Source organism: Pseudomonas sp., assembly GCF_035277045.1.
Taxonomy (GTDB): domain Bacteria; phylum Pseudomonadota; class Gammaproteobacteria; order Pseudomonadales; family Pseudomonadaceae; genus Aquipseudomonas.
This window is the reverse complement of record NZ_DATELE010000033.1, coordinates 48,093-65,635: the sequence shown is the minus strand read 5'-3', so window position 1 is coordinate 65,635 and position 17,543 is coordinate 48,093. Positions and strand designations below refer to the sequence as shown.

Genomic DNA, 17,543 nt, shown 5'->3' with positions numbered 1-17,543 from the left:
CAACAACGATCTCAGAGTTGGGTCAACTGCACCCCACGCCACTCGAACGGCACCGGCGCCAGGACCTGATCGATCTGCGCCTCCTGCCACAACTGCCCCATGCTCTTCCCCTCCCCCGGATGCACCAGTTCCGGCGCGATCAGGGACAACGGCCACAACACGAAGGCATTCCTCAGAATCTCGGCCCGCGGCAAGGTCAGCCCATCGAAGACGCCATGCAGGCCGTCATACATCAGCACATCGATGTCCAGCGGCAGGCCCTTGCGGTCCGGGGCATAGCGCCCGTTGTCAGCCTCGATGAACTTGAGCCGGCGGTCCAGCTCCATCAGGGGCAGGCGCGTCTGGCCGGTCACCACCAGGTTGTAGAACGGCCCGCTCCTGATCCCCACTGGCTGGCTCTCGAACACCGCCGAACAGCGCATGTCCTCGAGAATGCCCGCCAAGGCATCGAGCCCCGCGCGCAGGTGCGGTTCACGGTCGATATTGCTGCCAAGGCCCAGGTACACCGTGCTCAGAGACATCCGCGCTCGATCTCCACGCCAACACCACCGCGAGCCGCCGGCACCGCACCGGGCTTGGTGAGCTTCAGCCGCAGCCAGGGAATATTGAACTCGGCCATCAGGACGGCCGCGAGGCGCTCGGCAAAGGTTTCGACCAGCTCGAAACGCGCCTGCTCGGCAAACGCCTGGATGCGCGCGCTCACGCTGGCGTAATCAAGCGCCAGGTTCAGGTCGTCACCAGCCGCCGCCGGGCGATTGTCCCAGGCGAAACTCAGGTCCAGGCGCAGGCATTGGCGAATATCCCGCTCCCAGTCATAGGCACCGATGACGGTATCGACTTCCAGGCCTTCGATGAACACTCTGTCCAAGCACTTTTCTCCACAGCACGACAAGGGCGACTGGCGCCGTTAGAATCAGGGCGTCCTCGCCCGGAATAGTAAGCATGTTTTGGTTACTGGCGCTGCTCGCCTACCTGCTTGGCTCGCTGTCCTTCGCCATTGTCCTGAGCCGCCTCACCGGCAGTCCGGATCCACGCTCCTGTGGCTCGGGCAACGCCGGGGCCACCAACATGCTGCGCCTGGCAGGGCGCAAGATGGCGATCCTGACCCTGCTTGGCGACGTGTGCAAGGGCCTGTTGCCCGTCCTGGTCGCGGGGCTGGCAGGCCTGGGCCTGCAGCAACAGGCCTGGATAGGCGTCTGCGCGGTGGTCGGCCACCTGTTTCCGCTGTATTTCCGCTTCCAGGGTGGAAAGGGCGTGGCGACGGCGGCCGGCATGCTCATGGGACTTTACCTTCCCGCTGCCATGCTGGCGATCATCGCCTGGCTGCTGACCTTCTGCCTGACCCGTACCAGCTCGCTGGCCGCCTTGATCGCGACCCCATTGATACTGCCCCTGCTGGCCTGGCGCGAGCCCGAAGCCCTGTTGCCGATGACCGTGCTGACGGCGATGATCGTCTGGCGTCACCGCAGCAATCTACGCGACCTGTTTGCCGGGCGCGAACGGCATTTCTGATGCCGACTCCCCCAGCCTGGCCAGCCGCTACACCGCTGGCAGCTGCTCCATCGGCCAGCGTGCCTGCACACTGATCGCCAGGTCCTGCCGTTGCCCCGCCAGCAGGCGCTGGCAACCGGCGTAGGCGATCATCGCGCCGTTGTCGGTGCAGAACTGCGGACGGGCGTAGTACACATTGCCCCCCAGGCTGCCCAGCATGTCTTCCAGGGAAACGCGCAGGGCCTTGTTGGCACTGACGCCGCCGGCGATCACCAGGCGCTTGAGGCCAGTCTGCTTCAGCGCGCGCTTGCACTTGATGGTCAGGGTGTCGACCACTGCCTGCTGGAAGGCCAGCGAGACGTCGCAACGGGTCTGCTCGCCATCATCCCCGGCAGCGCGGCATTGTTGCCAGGTGTTGAGGGCAAACGTCTTCAGGCCGCTGAAGCTGAATTCGAGTCCCGGACGGTCGGTCATCGGCCGCGGGAACACGAAGCGCCCAGGCACGCCCTGCTCTGCCAGGCGTGCGATCTCGGGCCCGCCCGGGTAGTTCAGGCCGATCATCTTGGCCGTCTTATCGAAAGCCTCCCCCGCCGCGTCATCCAGGCTTTCGCCAAGCAGCTCGTACTGGCCGATGCCATCGACGCGTACAAGCTGCGTATGACCGCCGGACACCAGCAAGGCGACGAACGGAAACTCCGGTGGTTGCTCCTCGAGCATCGGTGCCAGCAGGTGACCTTCCATATGGTGCACGCCCAGCGCCGGGATACCCCAGGCAAAGGCCAGCGCCTGCGCGCAGGAAGCGCCGACCAGCAAGGCACCCACCAGGCCAGGGCCCGCGGTGTAGGCGATGGCGTCGATCTCGGTGGCGACGCAGTCGGCCTCGGCCAGCACCTGGCGGATCAGCGGCAGCATGCGCTTGACGTGGTCGCGCGAGGCGAGCTCGGGCACCACGCCGCCATAGGCGCGGTGCAGGTCGATCTGGCTGAACAGCGCGTCGGCCAGCAGGCCCCGCTCACTGTCGTATAATGCGACGCCAGTTTCGTCGCAGGATGTTTCCAATCCCAGTACTAGCATGGGTCCGTGCCTTGTATAGGCTGAATTCGAAGGCGCGCATGATAGTCGCCGTGTCCAGTGCCGACCAGCGGTTTTCGATCAGAGGCTTTGCATTCCGGCTAGGTAAGGGTTAACATCCGCAACCCTTAAAAACCGACGTTCTCCAGCACACCTTTGTTTTGTAGGAGTCGTCTACCCCGGTCATGAATGAAGGTAGCCCTGGATGCCAGCCGTCAAAGTTAAAGAGAACGAACCCTTCGACGTAGCTCTGCGTCGTTTCAAGCGCTCCTGCGAAAAAGCCGGTGTACTGGCTGAAGTTCGTAGCCGCGAGTTTTACGAAAAGCCAACGTCCGAGCGCAAGCGCAAGGCTGCTGCTGCCGTAAAGCGTCACGCCAAGAAAGTACAGCGCGAACAGCGCCGCGCCGTTCGTCTGTACTGATACAGACGTTCATCGCAAGCTTCTGCCCGCCCGGCCTCAAGCCGGGCTGCCGGCAGCAAGTGGCCTGAATCCTTTGGCTCCTCGCCAGAGGCGCTCCATGCACCAGCATGTGGGCAACCTGCACGAACACGTCAGAACTGGCTTCATCGCCAGCTGTGCACGTCCTGTCTGACGAGCCCTTGTGGCTGGCGACGAGCACGCTCCCTACCCGTTCCGGGTGCCGCTACACGCCTCGACCCGCAGCATTAGCGATTAGACTTGGCTTTTGCCTGATGACGAGAATGCCATGGCCGGGCTGATTCCCCAGAGCTTCATCGACGACCTTCTCAACCGCACCGACATTGTCGACGTGGTGAGTTCGCGCGTCCAGCTGAAACGGGCCGGCAAGAATCTCACGGCATGCTGTCCGTTCCACAAGGAAAAGACCCCCTCCTTCAGCGTCAGCCCCGACAAGCAGTTCTACTACTGCTTTGGCTGCGGCGCTGGCGGCAATGCCCTTGGCTTCATCATGGACCACGACAACCTGGATTTCCCCCAGGCCGTCGAGGAACTGGCCAAGGCCGCAGGCATGGAAGTGCCGCGCGAGGAAGGCCGACGCGGGCAGAAGCCTCGCCAACCGACCGACTCGCCACTGTATCCGCTGCTGGATGCAGCCGCCGAGTTCTACCGTACGTCGCTGCGCAGCCACCCCAGCCGCAAGGCGGCGGTGGAGTACCTGAAGGGTCGCGGCCTGACGGGCGAGATAGCCCGGGACTTCGGCCTGGGCTTCGCGCCACCGGGCTGGGACAACCTGTTCAAGCACCTGGCCAGCGATACCTTGCAGCAAAAGGCCATGATCGACGCCGGCCTGCTGATCGAGAATGCCGAGTCCGGCAAGCGCTATGACCGCTTCCGCGACCGGGTGATGTTTCCGATCCGCGACAGCCGCGGGCGCATCATCGCGTTTGGCGGCCGTGTACTGGGCGACGACAAGCCCAAGTACCTGAACTCGCCAGAGACCCCGGTCTTCCACAAGGGGCAGGAGCTCTACGGCCTGTTCGAGGCGCGCAAGTTCAACCGCAACCTCGACGAAATCATCGTCGTCGAGGGCTACATGGACGTCATCGCCCTGGCTCAGCAAGGCCTGCGCAACGCGGTGGCGACCTTGGGCACGTCCACCAGCGAAGAGCACCTCAAGCGCCTGTTCCGCGTGGTGCCGAGCGTGCTGTTCTGCTTTGATGGCGACCAGGCAGGCCGCAAGGCCGCCTGGCGCGCCCTTGAAGCGGCCCTGCCCTGCCTGCAGGACGGGCGCAAGGCACGTTTTCTGTTCGTCCCCGAAGGTGAAGACCCGGACAGCCTGGTCCGCGCCGAGGGCACCGACGCCTTCCGCGCGCGCATCAACCAGCACGCGCAGCCGCTGGCGGACTATTTCTTCGAGCAATTGAGCAACGAGGCTGATCCGCGCTCGCTCGAAGGCAAGGCGCACATGGCGACGCTGGCGGCGCCGTTGATCGAAAAGATTCCAGGGGTCAACCTGCGTGCGCTGATGCGCAACCGCCTGAAGGAAATCACCGGGCTGGACCATCAGCAGATGGAGCAGCTGGCGCACAGCGCGCCCGCCGACAGCGTGCCGGACTACGACCCGGGCTTCGATTACGATGCCATGGCCGGCTACACGCCTGACTACGGCGACTACGCGCACGTCGACCCTGCGCCGACCCCGCAACAGCGCCCTTGGACGCCGAACAAAGGGGGCGGCAAGAAGCCCTGGGACGGTAAACCCTGGGACAGGAAGGGCGGCAAGCCCTGGCAGCGCGAAGAGGCCCCACCGCGAGTGCCGGCCCCCGTGGAACCCCCTACCTTGAGCGCCTTGCGCACCCTGCTGCATCACCCGCAACTGGCCCGCAAGGTCGAGGACGCGAGCCATTTCGCGGCAGAAGAACACGTCTATGCCCAGCTGCTGGTGGCCCTGCTCGAGGCCTTGCAGAAGAATCCTGAGCTACGCTCTCTACAGCTCATCGCGCGCTGGCACGGCACTGAACAAGGTCGCCTGCTGCGGGCGCTGGCCGAGAAGGAATGGTTGATAGACGCCGACAACCTTGAACAACAGTTTTTCGACACCATTACTAGTTTGTCAGCTCGCCAACGCGAGCGAAGCCTGGAACATCTGCTCAGGAAAGCACGTCAAAGTGAATTGAGCGCAGACGAGAAAAACGAGCTGCGTGAATTGCTGAGCCGGAATGTTCCCGCACAAACCCCGACCTCAACTGGCGCGTGAGGTCAATGCTCGGGTATAATCCTCGGCTTGTTTTTTGCCCGCCAAGACCTTCAGTGGATAGGGTGTTATGTCCGGAAAAGCGCAACAGCAGTCTCGCATCAAAGAGTTGATCACCCGCGGTCGTGAGCAGGGCTACCTGACTTACGCGGAGGTCAACGACCATCTGCCAGAGGATATTTCAGATCCGGAGCAGGTGGAAGACATCATCCGCATGATCAACGACATGGGGATCAACGTATTCGAGAGTGCTCCGGATGCGGATGCCCTTTTGTTGGCCGAAGCCGACACCGACGAAGCCGCCGCTGAAGAAGCCGCCGCTGCGTTGGCGGCGGTGGAAACCGACATCGGCCGCACGACCGACCCGGTGCGCATGTACATGCGCGAAATGGGTACCGTCGAGCTGCTGACCCGCGAAGGCGAGATCGAAATCGCCAAGCGCATCGAGGAAGGCATCCGTGAAGTCATGGGCGCCATCGCTCACTTCCCGGGTACTGTCGACTACATTCTCAGCGAATACGACCGCGTCACCAGCGAAGCTGGCCGCCTGTCCGACGTTCTCAGCGGCTACATCGATCCGGACGACGGCATTGCCCCGCCCGCCGAAGTGCCACCGCCTGTCGATGCCAAAGCCGCAGCGGCCAAGGGCGATGACGACGATGAAGAAGACGGCGACGACAGCGAAGACGAGGAAGAGACCGAAAGCGGTCCTGATCCGGAAATCGCTCGCCAGCGCTTCGGCGCGGTTGCCGACCAGCTCCTGGTCGCCAACAAGGCGCTGAAGAAGCACGGCCGCAGCAACAAGGAAAGCATCGCCGAGCTGCTGGTCCTGGCAGAGCTGTTCATGCCGATCAAGCTGGTGCCCAAGCAGTTCGAGGTGCTGGTCGAGCGCGTGCGCAACGCCCTGGACCGCCTGCGCGCCCAGGAACGCGCGATCATGCAACTGTGCGTGCGTGATGCCCGCATGCCGCGTGCCGACTTCCTGCGCCTGTTCCCAGGCAACGAAGTCGACCAGACCTGGAGCGGTGACCTCTCCAAGCGCAGCACCAAGTGGGCTGCGGCCCTGGGCGAGAAAGACGCGGCCATCGTCGCCTGCCAGCAGAAGCTGGTCGACCTCGAGACCGAGACCGGCCTGACCGTCGCTGAAATCAAGGACATCAACCGTCGCATGTCGATCGGCGAGGCCAAGGCCCGCCGCGCGAAAAAGGAAATGGTCGAGGCCAACCTGCGTCTGGTGATTTCCATCGCCAAGAAGTACACCAACCGTGGCCTGCAATTCCTCGACCTGATCCAGGAAGGCAACATCGGCCTGATGAAGGCGGTGGACAAGTTCGAATACCGTCGCGGCTACAAGTTCTCGACCTACGCCACGTGGTGGATTCGCCAGGCGATCACCCGCTCGATCGCCGACCAGGCGCGCACCATCCGTATCCCGGTGCACATGATCGAGACGATCAACAAGCTCAACCGTATTTCCCGGCAGATGCTGCAGGAAATGGGCCGCGAACCGACCCCGGAAGAGCTGGGCGAGCGCATGGAGATGCCTGAGGACAAGATCCGCAAGGTATTGAAGATCGCCAAAGAGCCGATCTCCATGGAAACCCCGATCGGTGACGACGAAGACTCGCACCTGGGTGACTTCATCGAAGACTCGACCATGCAGTCGCCAATCGATGTGGCCACGGTCGAGAGCCTCAAGGAAGCGACCCGTGACGTGCTCTCGGGCCTGACCGCCCGCGAAGCCAAGGTGTTGCGCATGCGTTTCGGCATCGACATGAACACCGACCACACCCTCGAAGAGGTCGGCAAGCAGTTTGACGTGACCCGCGAGCGGATCCGTCAGATCGAAGCCAAGGCGCTGCGCAAGCTGCGCCACCCGACGAGAAGCGAACACCTGCGTTCCTTCCTCGACGAGTGATGACAAACCCCGGCCCAGGCCGGGGTTTTTCTTGCGTGATGAAAAAGTGCCACTAGTGCCCTGATTGCCCTTCCCGCTGCAAAATGGCCGTCTACACTCGAATCAGTCCAACTGATCGAGAGGCCGCTATGCCCCTGATGCCGGCCCTTCTGTTGTCGCTCCTGATGGCCTGGAACACAACTGCCGGCGCGCTTGCCCTGACCCATGACGAAGAAGCCGGCCCCGGTGCTTATCCTGCGCTGCGTCTGGCCGATGCTGCTGCCCGCCCCCCTCTCGATGATCAGGAGCCGGCTGTCGGTTACCAGGGACTGGCCGCCATTCACATCGCCTTGATCCAGGAATCTTCCGGCCATCCAGTCGAGCCGCGCGAACATCCCTTCCCGTGGCAAACCATGCTGGCCTATAGCTTGCCGGGTGCCTTGCTGCTGGTGGCGATTCTGGCGGCCATGGTCCGCATCAACCGGCGCCTGAGCTCGGAGATTTCCCGGCGTATCGCCCTCGAACAGGAACTGCGCAGCAGCGAATACCATTACCGCAGCCTGGTCGAGAGCCTGTCGGCCATTGCCTGGGAGGCGGACGCCAACGACTTCACCTACAGCTACGTCTCCCCCCATGCCGAAGACCTGCTCGGCTATCAGTTGAGCGAGTGGCTCAAGCCTGGGTTCTGGCGCAGCATTCTGCACCCCGAGGACGCATTGTGGGCCCAGGCCTACTGCGACAGCGAAACGGCAGCCGGGCGCGACCACAGCCTCGATTACCGGGTGATTGGCGCCGACGGCCACAGCCTGTGGGTGCGCAACATCGTCAGCCTGATCGAGCATGGCCACAAGCCGGTGATGCGCGGACTGATGATCGACATCAGCGAAACCAAGCGCACCGAGGATGCCCTGCGCCTGTCGGAGCAGAAGTTCGCCTCGGTGTTCCAGCAGTGTCCCGATATCCTGGTGATCGCCCGTCACAGTGACGGCTGCCTGCTGGAAGTCAACGAAGCCTTCGAGGAGCAGATCGGCTTCAGCCCGTCCCAGGTCATCGGCCGAACCGCCAGCGAACTCGATCTCTGGGGCGCGGCAGGTACCGGCCCGGTCTTGCTGGAACGTCTGCAGCAGGGCGGCATCCGCAACCTTGAAATGACCTTCAGGCGAAGTACCGGCCAGATCTTCACCGGGCTGACATCCGCCGAAACCTTCGAGCTCGACAACAGCCTGGCCTTCGTCGTGGCAGTGCGAGACATCAGCCAGCTCAAGGAAACCCAGGAACAGCTGCAGACCTCAGAGGAGAAGTTCGCCAAGGCGTTCCATGCGTCGCCCGATGGCCTGCTGCTGTCACGCCAGAGCGATGGCTTGCTGATCGAGGTCAACGAAGGTTTCTGCCGTCTGACCGGTTACGAGCTCAGCCCTGTGCTTGACCAGACTTCCATGGACCTGGGCATCTGGGTGGACCTCAACGAGCGCAAGCGCTTGCTCGACCTGCTCCAGCGCGATGGTTTCGTGCGTGACTTCACCTGTCACATCCGCCGCAGCGACGGTCAGATCCGACTGTGCGAGCTGTCAGCACGGCCCCTGCCGATCGGCGGCGACGACTGCATGCTGACCATCGCCCGCGACATCACCGAACGCCACCTCATGCAGGAAAAGCTGCAGCTCGCCGCCACTGTTTTCGAAAACACTGCCGAGGGCGTGCTGATCACCGACACCGATCAGCGCATCAGCGCGGTCAACCGCGCCTTCACCGAGATCACCGGCTACAGCGAGGCTGAAGCACTGGGGCAAACCCCACGCCTGCTTGCCTCCGGCCAGCACGACAGCGCCTTCTACGCGTCCCTGTGGCATCAGCTGACCGCCGAAGGCCACTGGCAGGGCGAGATCTACAACCGCCGAAAGAACGGGGAACTCTATCCCGGCTGGCTGACTATCAGCGCCGTGCGCAACCTCGAGCGGGAAATCACCCACTTCGTCGCAGTTTTCGCAGACATCTCCAGCCTCAAGCATGCCCAGGCCAAGCTCGACTACCAGGCCCACCACGACCCGTTGACCGCCCTGCCCAACCGCACCCTCTTCGAAAACCGCCTGCAAGCCGCGCTAGCCTGCGCGCAGGTCTCCAATCGCCAGGGCGCCGTGCTGTTCCTCGACCTGGACCGCTTCAAGCATATCAACGACAGCCTTGGCCATCCGGTGGGCGACCTGTTGCTCAAAGGCATCGCCCAACGCCTGAAGGATCAGGTGCGCGACGTCGACACGGTGGCCCGTCTCGGCGGTGACGAATTCATCATCCTGCTGCCCGGGCTGCACAAGTCCAGCGATGCCGACGCCATCGCCAACAAACTGCTGGCCTGCTTCAGCGCGCCTTTCCAGGCGGGCGAGCACGAGTTCTTCACCAGCGCGAGCATCGGCATCAGCCTGTATCCCCAGGACGGCAGCGACGTTGCGTCGCTGATCCGCAATGCCGACGCCGCCATGTACCGCTCCAAGGCCAAGGGACGCAACCGCGTCGAGGCCTATACCCGCGACCTCACGGCCCAGGCGAGCGAGCGCGTGGCGCTGGAACATGAACTGCGCCGCGCCATCGAACGCAACGAGCTGAGCTTGTGCTACCAGCCCAAGTTCAGCCTCAAGACCCAGAGCCTGGTCGGCGCCGAAGCCCTGATCCGCTGGACCCACCCGACCTTCGGCGAAGTCCCCCCAGAGCACTTCATCCATCTTGCCGAAGAGAACGGCACCATCCTGCAGCTAGGCGACTGGGTACTCGAGCAGGCCTGTCGACAGATGTACAGCTGGCAGAAAACCTACGAGCCGTTCGGCCCACTGTCGATCAACCTGGCTGGCGCCCAGTTGCGCCAGCCGAACCTGGCCAAGCGCATCGAGCACCTGCTCAAGGCCTACCAGCTCAACCCAGGCGACCTGCAGCTGGAGATCACCGAGAACTTCATCATGAGCCAGGCCGAGGAAGCCCTGGCGATCCTGCACCAGCTAAAGCAACTGGGCGTGCAACTGGCCATCGACGACTTCGGCACCGGCTACTCCTCGCTGAGCTACCTCAAGCGCCTGCCGCTGGATATTCTCAAGATCGATCAATCGTTCATCCGCGGCCTGCCCGACGACCCCAATGACGCCGCCATCGCCCGCGCGATCATCGCCCTGGGCCGCAGCATGCAACTGACCATCATTGCCGAAGGGGTGGAGAACCATGCGCAGCAGCAGTTCCTGGCAACCGAGGGGTGCGAGCAGATCCAGGGGTACATCGTCAGCCTGCCCCTACGGCCCGAGGAATTCGCATCAACGTTTTTGCGCATAGCACTTTCCGATCTTTCGGATAGCACCGCGCTGAAACCCTCGTTATAATCCGGCCTCCTTCTGGGGCCTATAGCTCAGTCGGTTAGAGCAGAGGACTCATAATCCTTTGGTCCACGGTTCGAGTCCGTGTGGGCCCACCAATTCAAAAGCCGCGCATTAGCGCGGCTTTTTTGTATCCCTCTGCTTATAGCGGCTAGCGGTTGCCTACGCGCTCGCCAGCACACGCAATGCGGCTGAAGCCAGGAATCCGGAGCGGCTCTTCTGTTCAGGATGACGCTTTACGTAGTCATCGATGCGCTGCAACAAGTGCTCTGGAAGCGTGGCGTTGAAGCGTACTGACTTCCCAAGGTACGGCGTCACATCGAAATCAACCACGGCCCAGACACCGTGCGCGTAGTCGGGGTTGCTCATATGGGCATCAATGGACTGACCGTGTGGTAGCAGCTCGCCATCCGCCACAAGCGCCTCGAAATGCAATGACAAAGCTTCCAGGACGTTGTCCAGCGCTTGCTCGACAGTCTCTCCACCGCTGAAGCACCCAGCGACGTCAGGTACCGTCACGCCATAGTCAGAGTCTGGATCCTTATGGATAACAACTGGGAATTTCATTGAATCCTCCTGAGAGAGCATGGTGGGCTAGCCTCACTTGAGTCCTGCAGTCCTTAGGATGCTATTGAGGGTCCCGATGGGTATCTGAGTCTTGGGATGGGGGACCGTAACCCGACCCGGTTTGCGAATGTGCTTGTAGTGGTGGTGGCTCCCTCTTATCCCTATCAGGTACCAACCGTCCGCCTCAATCAACGTGATTACCTCCCGACTGCGCATGTCCACTCCGGCTTGTTTTTATGCGCAATGGTGCACACCAAGAGGCGCGGCCGCAAGAATTCTATACACATAATACACACCAAACATGTCTACTGTTAACCATCAAACCTGGCGCATCTGACCACCCCGCGACGGTTGTCCTGGCCGACCGCAGTGCTTAAAGTGGCCTGAGGCTCCCCGACACTAAGGCTCCGCCTCCGCGCAGCCCTTGACCAAGGCCCTCCATGAACAACAAGAACAATCGCCACCCCGCTGACGGCAAGGCACCCGTCACCATCTTCGGCCCGGACTTCCCTTTCGCCTTCGACGACTGGCTCGAGCACCCCGCTGGGCTGGGTACCCTGCCCACCGAACGCCTTGGCGAGGAAGTGGCGATCGTGGGTGCCGGGATCGCCGGGCTGGTGGCGGCCTACGAGCTGATGAAGCTTGGGTTGAAACCGGTCGTGTACGAGGCCTCGAAGCTCGGCGGGCGCTTGCGCTCGCAAGCCTTCAACGGCACCGACGGTATCGTGGCGGAGCTGGGCGGGATGCGCTTTCCGGTCTCCTCTACCGCCTTCTACCACTACGTCGACAAACTGGGCCTGGAAACCAGGCCGTTTCCCAATCCGCTGACGCCCGCCTCGCCCAGCACGGTGATCGACCTGGAGGGCCAGACCTGGTACGCCGAGACCCCGGGCGACCTGCCCGCGCTGTTTGCCGAGGTCGCCGACGCCTGGGCCGATGCATTGGAGGACCGCGCGCAGTTCAGCGATATCCAGCAGGCCATCCGCGAGCGCGACGTGCCACGGCTCAAGGCCCTCTGGAACACCCTGGTGCCACTGTGGGACGACCGCACCTTCTACGACTTTGTCGCGACGTCCAAGGCCTTCGCCAAGCTGAGCTTCCTGCACCGCGAGGTGTTCGGGCAGGTGGGCTTCGGCACCGGCGGCTGGGACTCGGACTTCCCCAATTCGATGCTGGAGATCCTGCGGGTGGTGCTGACCAACTGCGACGATCACCAGCATCTGATCGTCGGCGGTGTCGAGCAGGTCCCCCAGGGACTCTGGCGTCACGCCCCGGAGCGCTGCGCTCACTGGCCGGCAGGCACCAGCCTCAGCTCGCTGCACAACGGCGCGCCGCGCCCTGGGGTGAAGGGCATCGCCCGCGCCGCCGATGGCCGCCTGACCGTCACCGACAACTGGGGCGACAGCCGCCAGTACGCCGCCGTGCTCACCACCTGCCAGAGCTGGCTGCTGACCACCCAGATCGAGTGCGAGGAGTCGCTGTTCTCGCAAAAGTTGTGGATGGCCCTGGACCGCACCCGCTACATGCAGTCCTCGAAGACCTTCGTCATGGTCGACCGGCCGTTCTGGAAGGACAAGGACCCGCAGACCGGCCGCGACCTGATGAGCATGACCCTCACCGACCGGCTGACCCGTGGCACCTACCTGTTCGACAACGGTGACGACAAGCCGGGGGTGATCTGCCTGTCGTACTCATGGATGAGCGACGCCCTGAAGATGCTTCCGCATCCGGTCGAAAAGCGGGTGAAGCTGGCCCTTGATGCCCTGAAGAAGATCTACCCGAAGCTGGACATCGCCGGGCATATCATCGGCGATCCGATCACCGTGTCGTGGGAGGCCGACCCGTACTTCCTGGGGGCCTTCAAGGGCGCGCTGCCGGGGCATTACCGCTATAACCAGCGCATGTACGCGCACTTCATGCAGCAGGACATGCCGCCCGAACAACGCGGTATCTTCATCGCCGGCGATGACGTGTCGTGGACGCCCGCCTGGGTCGAGGGCGCGGTGCAGACATCGCTCAACGCGGTGTGGGGTATCATCAATCACCTGGGTGGACAGACCCACCCCGATAATCCGGGCCCGGGCGATGTGTTTCCCGACATCGGCCCGATTCCTCTGCCCGACTGAAACAGGAGAGCGCCGATGCGCATCGCGGTTTTCCAGGGCACGCCCCGCCCGCTGGACGTGCCGGGCAACCTTGAGCGCCTGCACCAGCAGGCGCAGCTGGCAGCCGAACGCGGCGCGACCTTGCTGGTGTGCCCGGAGATGTACCTGACCGGCTACAACATCGGCAGCGATGCGGTGGAGCGACTGGCCGAAGCCGAGGATGGACCGTCGGCGATGGCAGTGGTCGAGATCGCCCAAGCGCACCACATCGCCATCGTCTACGGCTACCCTGAGCGTGCCGACGACGGCCAGGTGTACAACAGCGTGCAACTGATCGACGCGCATGGGAGCAGCCTGTGCAACTACCGCAAGACCCACCTGTTCGGTGACCTCGACCGTTCGATGTTCAGTCCTGGCGCCGATCACTTTCCCGTGGTCGAACTGGGCGACTGGAAGCTGGGCCTGCTGATCTGCTACGACATCGAGTTTCCGGAGAACGCCCGGCGCCTGGCCCTCGACGGCGCCGAGCTGATCCTGGTACCGACGGCCAACATGACGCCGTACGACTTCATCTGCCAGGTGACCGTGCGCGCCCGCGCCCAGGAAAACCAGTGCTACCTGGTCTATGCCAACTACTGCGGGGCCGAGCAGGAGATCCACTATTGCGGCCAGAGCAGCATTGTCGGTCCGGACGGCAGCTTGCTGGCCATGGCCGGGCGCGATGAATGCCTGCTGCTCGCCGACCTCGACCGCCAGCATGTGGTGCGGGGCCGCCAGGCCTTTCCCTACCTCATGGACTTGCGCCGAGAGCTGCATGGCCTGGCACGCAAGGACTGACCCAGCACCATGCCCGACACCCTGCGCCACCTGACCCTGGACAATGGCCTGCGCCTCACCCTGCGCCATGCCCCGCGGCTCAAGCGCTGCGCCGCCGCAGTGCGGGTCAGTGCCGGTAGCCATGATGCGCCCGCCGCCTGGCCGGGCCTGGCACATTTTCTCGAACACCTGTTCTTTCTTGGCACGGCGCGCTTCCCCCTCGAAGACGGCTTGATGCGCTTCGTCCAGAACCAGGGCGGGCAGGTCAATGCAAGCACCCGCGAGCGCTGCACCGATTTCTTCTTCGAAGTCCCGCCTGGCGCGCTGGCGGGAGGGCTTGAGCGCTTGTGCCAGATGCTCGCCGAGCCGGACCTTGGCATTGACCGCCAGCGCCGTGAACGCGAGGTCATCCATGCCGAATTCATTGCCTGGGCACGCAATCCACAAGCCCAGCGCGAGTTCGCCTTGTTGCAGGCAGTGTCGCCCCTCCACCCCCTCGGCGGCTTCCACGCGGGCAACCGGCATAGCCTGGCATTGCAGGACCCTGCATTCCAGCAGGCACTCGAAGGTTTCCACCGGCGGTTCTACCACGGCGGGCAGCTGACCCTGAGCCTGTGCGGGCCCCAGCCGGCGGATGAGCTTGAAGCATTGGGACGCCAGTACGGTGGTCTGTTCGCCATCGGGGGTAAAGTTCCGCAAAGCGAGCCGCCTGCATTGCTGGAACGGCCCATGGACATCGCTCAGCAGCCCGGCGAACTGGACCTGCTGTTCGCCCACGAGCGTCTGCCGCAAGGCGCGGAGGCCGCCCTTGAACTGTTGACCGCCTGGCTTGATGACAGCCGCCCGGGCGGCTGGGTCGCCACCCTGCGCGAGCGTGGCTGGTTGCTCGGGCACAGCACCAAAGTGCTGTATGCCTTTGCCGGGCAACTGCTGTGGCATGTGCAGGTCAAGCTGGATGCCCGTGCGCCCCGGGATGAAGTGCGCGACCTGCTGCATGGCTGGTTTGGGGCCTTGCGCCAGGCCGATGCCGCACAGCTGAACCCTGAGTTTGCCCGCCTCCAGTACAGCCGCGAGCAGGCGGCCAGTGCGCTCGAGCTGGCGCGCCGGGACAGCAGCGGCCAGCCTTTCCAGGCCCTGGACAGGTCGGGGCTCGAAGCTCTGCGGGCGTTGCTTGACGACCTGCCCGCGAGCCACGGTGAACACTGGGAGCTGCCCGCCGATGATCCCCTGCTCGCTGCCGGAGGTACAGACCAGAACGGCGCGCCCTTGCTTGCAGGCCTGGCCACCAGTGACCTGCTACCGCCGTCGCGCCAGTATGGCGCGCTCTACCTGCGCTGGCAGGTCGTAACCCCGCTGCGCCTGCGTCTGCACGGGGTTCTGGAACGCGCGCTGCGGCCCCTGACCGAACAGGCCCGGCGCGCCTCGGTGCAACTTCAGTTCAGCACCTTTGGCGATACCTGGCAGCTGCGCTGCGCGGGCTTGCCGAGCGCGGTGGTGCAAGTCACCGAAGCCGCCCTGACGCTGTTGCGCCGTCCGCGAGCGGCGTGCTGGCGGGAGATACAGGCCGCGGACCCGCCGCTGATCCCCATCCGCGAGCTGCTCAAGCGTCTGCCCGACGCGATTCTCGAGGTCGGGGAAGGGCCACAGCCTGCCTGCACACTCAACCAGTCGCTGCTCGACCAGGCCTGGCAGCACGCGTGCTGGCAAGGCCTGGCAGTCGGTTTTGCTGACGCCGAACAGCACGCCCTGGGTGCGGCGCTCGGTGAACATCCAGGGCAGCCGGCTCCGCCAGCATCCCCGGCCTTGATACCTGGTCGACGCTGGCGCGCCTGCCCAGTGCCCGGCAGCGAGCAGGCGCTGCTGCTATTCTGCCCGGTGCCACCTTCGCACCAGGCGGCCGGACGTCTGCTCGCGCACTTGCTGCAAGGCCCTGTGTACCAGCGCCTGCGGGTCGAGCTGCAGCTGGGCTACGCGGTATTCAGTGCCTTTCGTCAGATAGAAGGGCGCGGTGGCCTGCTATTTGGCGTGCAATCACCCGCGGCGAGCCATGGCGAAATCCTCGCCCACCTGGACACGCTGCTGCACGCCGGGGTACGTCTGGACCCGGCGATGCGCGAGGCTCTGGCGGCTCAGTTCAACGAGGCGGCCATGCCCAATCCCGAGGTCGCGGAATGGGCATGGCAGACATACCTTGCGACACAAACGGGCGATCTCGCTGGCGTGGGCGAGTCTATCTTGGCTACAGGACAGCAGGACCTGACGGCGCTGCTGCAGCGTTTGCTACAGGCCGAATGGGGTTGGCTGTGCCTTGCCAACGGCCCCGCGCCCGATGTCAGCTGGCATGAATGCCCGTAGAATTGTTACGAAAGGGGTAACAGCGCTTATCGAATTATTAACCTTTTGGTACAAGAATTTCTTGTAAGATAGCGCAATCCCTGTTGTGGAACCCTTGGCTACGATCGATGCACTAATCCGTAGCTGACAACCCCAAAACCTGCCCGGAAGGAGTCATCTCATGTGGACCAAACCTGCTTACACTGACCTGCGTATCGGCTTCGAAGTGACCATGTACTTCGCAAGCCGCTAAGCCTGCTTGCGGTACGACGCCTCGGCTTGCCGGGGCGTTTTCATTTTTGGATACGGAGTGGTCATGTACATCCAGATTCTCGGCTCGGCCGCCGGCGGTGGCTTCCCCCAGTGGAACTGCAACTGCGTCAACTGCAAGGGCTATCGCGACGGCAGCCTGCGGGCCACCGCGCGCACCCAGTCATCGATTGCCCTGTCCGATGACGGCGAGCACTGGATCCTGTGCAACGCATCGCCCGACATCCGCGCCCAGCTGCAGGCCTTCGCGCCGATGCAGCCGGCCCGGGCCCTGCGCGATACCGGCATCAACGCGATCATCCTGCTCGACAGCCAGATCGACCACACCACCGGCCTGCTCAGCCTGCGCGAAGGCTGCCCGCACCAGGTGTGGTGCACCGACATGGTCCACCAGGACCTGTCCACCGGCTTTCCGCTGTTCACCATGCTCAGCCACTGGAACGGCGGGCTGGACTGGAACCGCATCGAACTGGAAGGCAGCTTCGTCATCGACGCCTGCCCGAACCTGCGGTTCAGCCCCTTCCCGCTGCGCAGCGCCGCGCCGCCCTATTCGCCGCACCGCTTCGACCCGCACCCGGGCGACAACCTGGGTTTGATGGTCGAGGACCTGCGCACCGGCGGCAAGCTGTTCTACGCCCCAGGCCTGGGCCAGTTCGACGACGCGCTGTTGCAGAAGATGCACGACGCCGATTGCCTGCTGGTCGACGGCACGCTCTGGGAGGATGATGAAATGCAGCAGCGTGGCGTCGGTACCCGCACCGGCCGCGAGATGGGCCACCTGGCACAGAACGGCCCGGGCGGCATGCTCGAGGTGCTGGACGGCTTCGAGCGCCAGCGCAAGGTGCTTATCCACATCAACAACACCAACCCGATTCTCGATGAAGACTCGCCCGAACGGGCCGAGGTCAACCGCCGGGGCGTCGAAGTCGCCTTCGACGGCATGAGCATCGAGCTGTAGGAGACC

The 17,543-nt window shown here is 63.7% G+C and carries 15 protein-coding genes and 1 tRNA gene; 11 read left to right on the top strand and 5 right to left on the bottom strand.

Annotated elements, in window-relative coordinates; translation table 11 throughout:
- Positions 1–11 precede the first annotated feature (11 nt).
- Entirely contained in the window at positions 12–521 is a 510-nt protein-coding gene (gene folK, locus VJS90_RS01720; RefSeq protein ID WP_324118453.1) for a 2-amino-4-hydroxy-6-hydroxymethyldihydropteridine diphosphokinase, read from the bottom strand.
- Positions 512–868 (bottom strand): dihydroneopterin aldolase, encoded by a 357-nt coding sequence (gene folB / locus VJS90_RS01715; RefSeq protein ID WP_324118451.1) that lies wholly within the window; start codon positions 866–868, stop codon positions 512–514. Before folB ends, folK begins: the two co-directional genes overlap by 10 nt.
- Before the next feature lie 74 nt (positions 869–942).
- On the opposite strand from folB, the gene plsY reads away from it, so the two are divergent.
- Positions 943–1,512, top strand: coding sequence for a glycerol-3-phosphate 1-O-acyltransferase PlsY (plsY, locus tag VJS90_RS01710; RefSeq protein WP_324118449.1), 570 nt, complete (start codon positions 943–945; stop codon positions 1,510–1,512).
- Positions 1,513–1,539: 27 nt separating this feature from the next.
- Here plsY and tsaD read toward each other — a convergent pair whose 3' ends face one another.
- A complete protein-coding gene (gene tsaD, locus VJS90_RS01705) occupies positions 1,540–2,565 on the bottom strand; it encodes a tRNA (adenosine(37)-N6)-threonylcarbamoyltransferase complex transferase subunit TsaD (RefSeq protein WP_324118447.1) in 1,026 nt (341 codons plus the stop codon).
- Between the two features lie 202 nt (positions 2,566–2,767).
- On the opposite strand from tsaD, the gene rpsU reads away from it, so the two are divergent.
- From rpsU to VJS90_RS01680, 5 genes are all read left to right on the top strand, one after another.
- Complete coding sequence (gene rpsU, locus VJS90_RS01700) at positions 2,768–2,983, top strand: 30S ribosomal protein S21 (RefSeq protein WP_002551877.1); 216 nt, start codon at positions 2,768–2,770, stop codon at positions 2,981–2,983.
- Positions 2,984–3,269: 286 nt separating this feature from the next.
- A complete protein-coding gene (gene dnaG, locus VJS90_RS01695; RefSeq protein WP_324118444.1) occupies positions 3,270–5,240 on the top strand; it encodes a DNA primase in 1,971 nt (656 codons plus the stop codon).
- Positions 5,241–5,307: 67 nt separating this feature from the next.
- Positions 5,308–7,155, top strand: a complete 1,848-nt coding sequence (gene rpoD / locus VJS90_RS01690; RefSeq protein WP_324118442.1) for an RNA polymerase sigma factor RpoD — start codon at positions 5,308–5,310, stop codon at positions 7,153–7,155.
- A gap of 128 nt (positions 7,156–7,283) precedes the next feature.
- Positions 7,284–10,493, top strand: coding sequence for a sensor domain-containing protein (locus tag VJS90_RS01685; RefSeq protein ID WP_414704884.1), 3,210 nt, complete (start codon positions 7,284–7,286; stop codon positions 10,491–10,493).
- A 15-nt stretch (positions 10,494–10,508) separates the two neighbouring features.
- Positions 10,509–10,585, top strand: a tRNA-Ile gene (locus VJS90_RS01680).
- Between the two features lie 64 nt (positions 10,586–10,649).
- Here VJS90_RS01680 and VJS90_RS01675 read toward each other — a convergent pair.
- Both VJS90_RS01675 and VJS90_RS01670 read right to left on the bottom strand, forming a co-directional pair.
- Positions 10,650–11,054, bottom strand: a complete 405-nt coding sequence (locus VJS90_RS01675; RefSeq protein ID WP_324118439.1) for a type II toxin-antitoxin system HicB family antitoxin — start codon at positions 11,052–11,054, stop codon at positions 10,650–10,652.
- A gap of 33 nt (positions 11,055–11,087) precedes the next feature.
- Entirely contained in the window at positions 11,088–11,270 is a 183-nt protein-coding gene (locus VJS90_RS01670) for a type II toxin-antitoxin system HicA family toxin (RefSeq protein WP_324118438.1), read from the bottom strand.
- Positions 11,271–11,494: 224 nt separating this feature from the next.
- Between VJS90_RS01670 and VJS90_RS01665 the strand changes: the two genes are divergently transcribed.
- From VJS90_RS01665 to pqqB, 5 genes are all read left to right on the top strand, one after another.
- A complete protein-coding gene (locus VJS90_RS01665) occupies positions 11,495–13,180 on the top strand; it encodes an NAD(P)/FAD-dependent oxidoreductase (RefSeq protein WP_324118436.1) in 1,686 nt (561 codons plus the stop codon).
- Positions 13,181–13,195: 15 nt separating this feature from the next.
- The gene (locus VJS90_RS01660) at positions 13,196–13,996 is read left to right on the top strand and encodes a carbon-nitrogen hydrolase family protein (protein ID WP_324118434.1); all 801 of its coding nucleotides are present in this window, start codon (positions 13,196–13,198) and stop codon (positions 13,994–13,996) included.
- Between the two features lie 9 nt (positions 13,997–14,005).
- Positions 14,006–16,330 carry a pyrroloquinoline quinone biosynthesis protein PqqF gene (pqqF, locus tag VJS90_RS01655; protein WP_324118432.1) on the top strand — a complete coding sequence of 775 codons (2,325 nt, stop codon included), beginning with the start codon at positions 14,006–14,008 and terminating at the stop codon, positions 16,328–16,330.
- Between the two features lie 160 nt (positions 16,331–16,490).
- Positions 16,491–16,562, top strand: coding sequence for a pyrroloquinoline quinone precursor peptide PqqA (gene pqqA / locus VJS90_RS01650; protein WP_008365141.1), 72 nt, complete (start codon positions 16,491–16,493; stop codon positions 16,560–16,562).
- Positions 16,563–16,625: 63 nt separating this feature from the next.
- Complete coding sequence (gene pqqB / locus VJS90_RS01645) at positions 16,626–17,537, top strand: pyrroloquinoline quinone biosynthesis protein PqqB (protein WP_324118430.1); 912 nt, start codon at positions 16,626–16,628, stop codon at positions 17,535–17,537.
- Positions 17,538–17,543 lie beyond the last annotated feature (6 nt).

What these genes read in the sequence shown, in the direction of transcription:
- VJS90_RS01685 (WP_414704884.1), top strand. Translation starts at nt 7,284, where the DNA reads ATGCCCCTGATGCCGGCCCTTCTGTTGTCGCTCCTGATGGCCTGGAAC.
- tsaD (WP_324118447.1), bottom strand. Translation starts at nt 2,565, where the DNA reads ATGCTAGTACTGGGATTGGAAACATCCTGCGACGAAACTGGCGTCGCA.
- dnaG (WP_324118444.1), top strand. Translation starts at nt 3,270, where the DNA reads ATGGCCGGGCTGATTCCCCAGAGCTTCATCGACGACCTTCTCAACCGC.
- rpoD (WP_324118442.1), top strand. Translation starts at nt 5,308, where the DNA reads ATGTCCGGAAAAGCGCAACAGCAGTCTCGCATCAAAGAGTTGATCACC.
- pqqB (WP_324118430.1), top strand. Translation starts at nt 16,626, where the DNA reads ATGTACATCCAGATTCTCGGCTCGGCCGCCGGCGGTGGCTTCCCCCAG.
- VJS90_RS01675 (WP_324118439.1), bottom strand. Translation starts at nt 11,054, where the DNA reads ATGAAATTCCCAGTTGTTATCCATAAGGATCCAGACTCTGACTATGGC.
- folK (WP_324118453.1), bottom strand. Translation starts at nt 521, where the DNA reads ATGTCTCTGAGCACGGTGTACCTGGGCCTTGGCAGCAATATCGACCGT.
- VJS90_RS01660 (WP_324118434.1), top strand. Translation starts at nt 13,196, where the DNA reads ATGCGCATCGCGGTTTTCCAGGGCACGCCCCGCCCGCTGGACGTGCCG.
- VJS90_RS01665 (WP_324118436.1), top strand. Translation starts at nt 11,495, where the DNA reads ATGAACAACAAGAACAATCGCCACCCCGCTGACGGCAAGGCACCCGTC.
- plsY (WP_324118449.1), top strand. Translation starts at nt 943, where the DNA reads ATGTTTTGGTTACTGGCGCTGCTCGCCTACCTGCTTGGCTCGCTGTCC.
- pqqF (WP_324118432.1), top strand. Translation starts at nt 14,006, where the DNA reads ATGCCCGACACCCTGCGCCACCTGACCCTGGACAATGGCCTGCGCCTC.
- rpsU (WP_002551877.1), top strand. Translation starts at nt 2,768, where the DNA reads ATGCCAGCCGTCAAAGTTAAAGAGAACGAACCCTTCGACGTAGCTCTG.
- VJS90_RS01670 (WP_324118438.1), bottom strand. Translation starts at nt 11,270, where the DNA reads ATGCGCAGTCGGGAGGTAATCACGTTGATTGAGGCGGACGGTTGGTAC.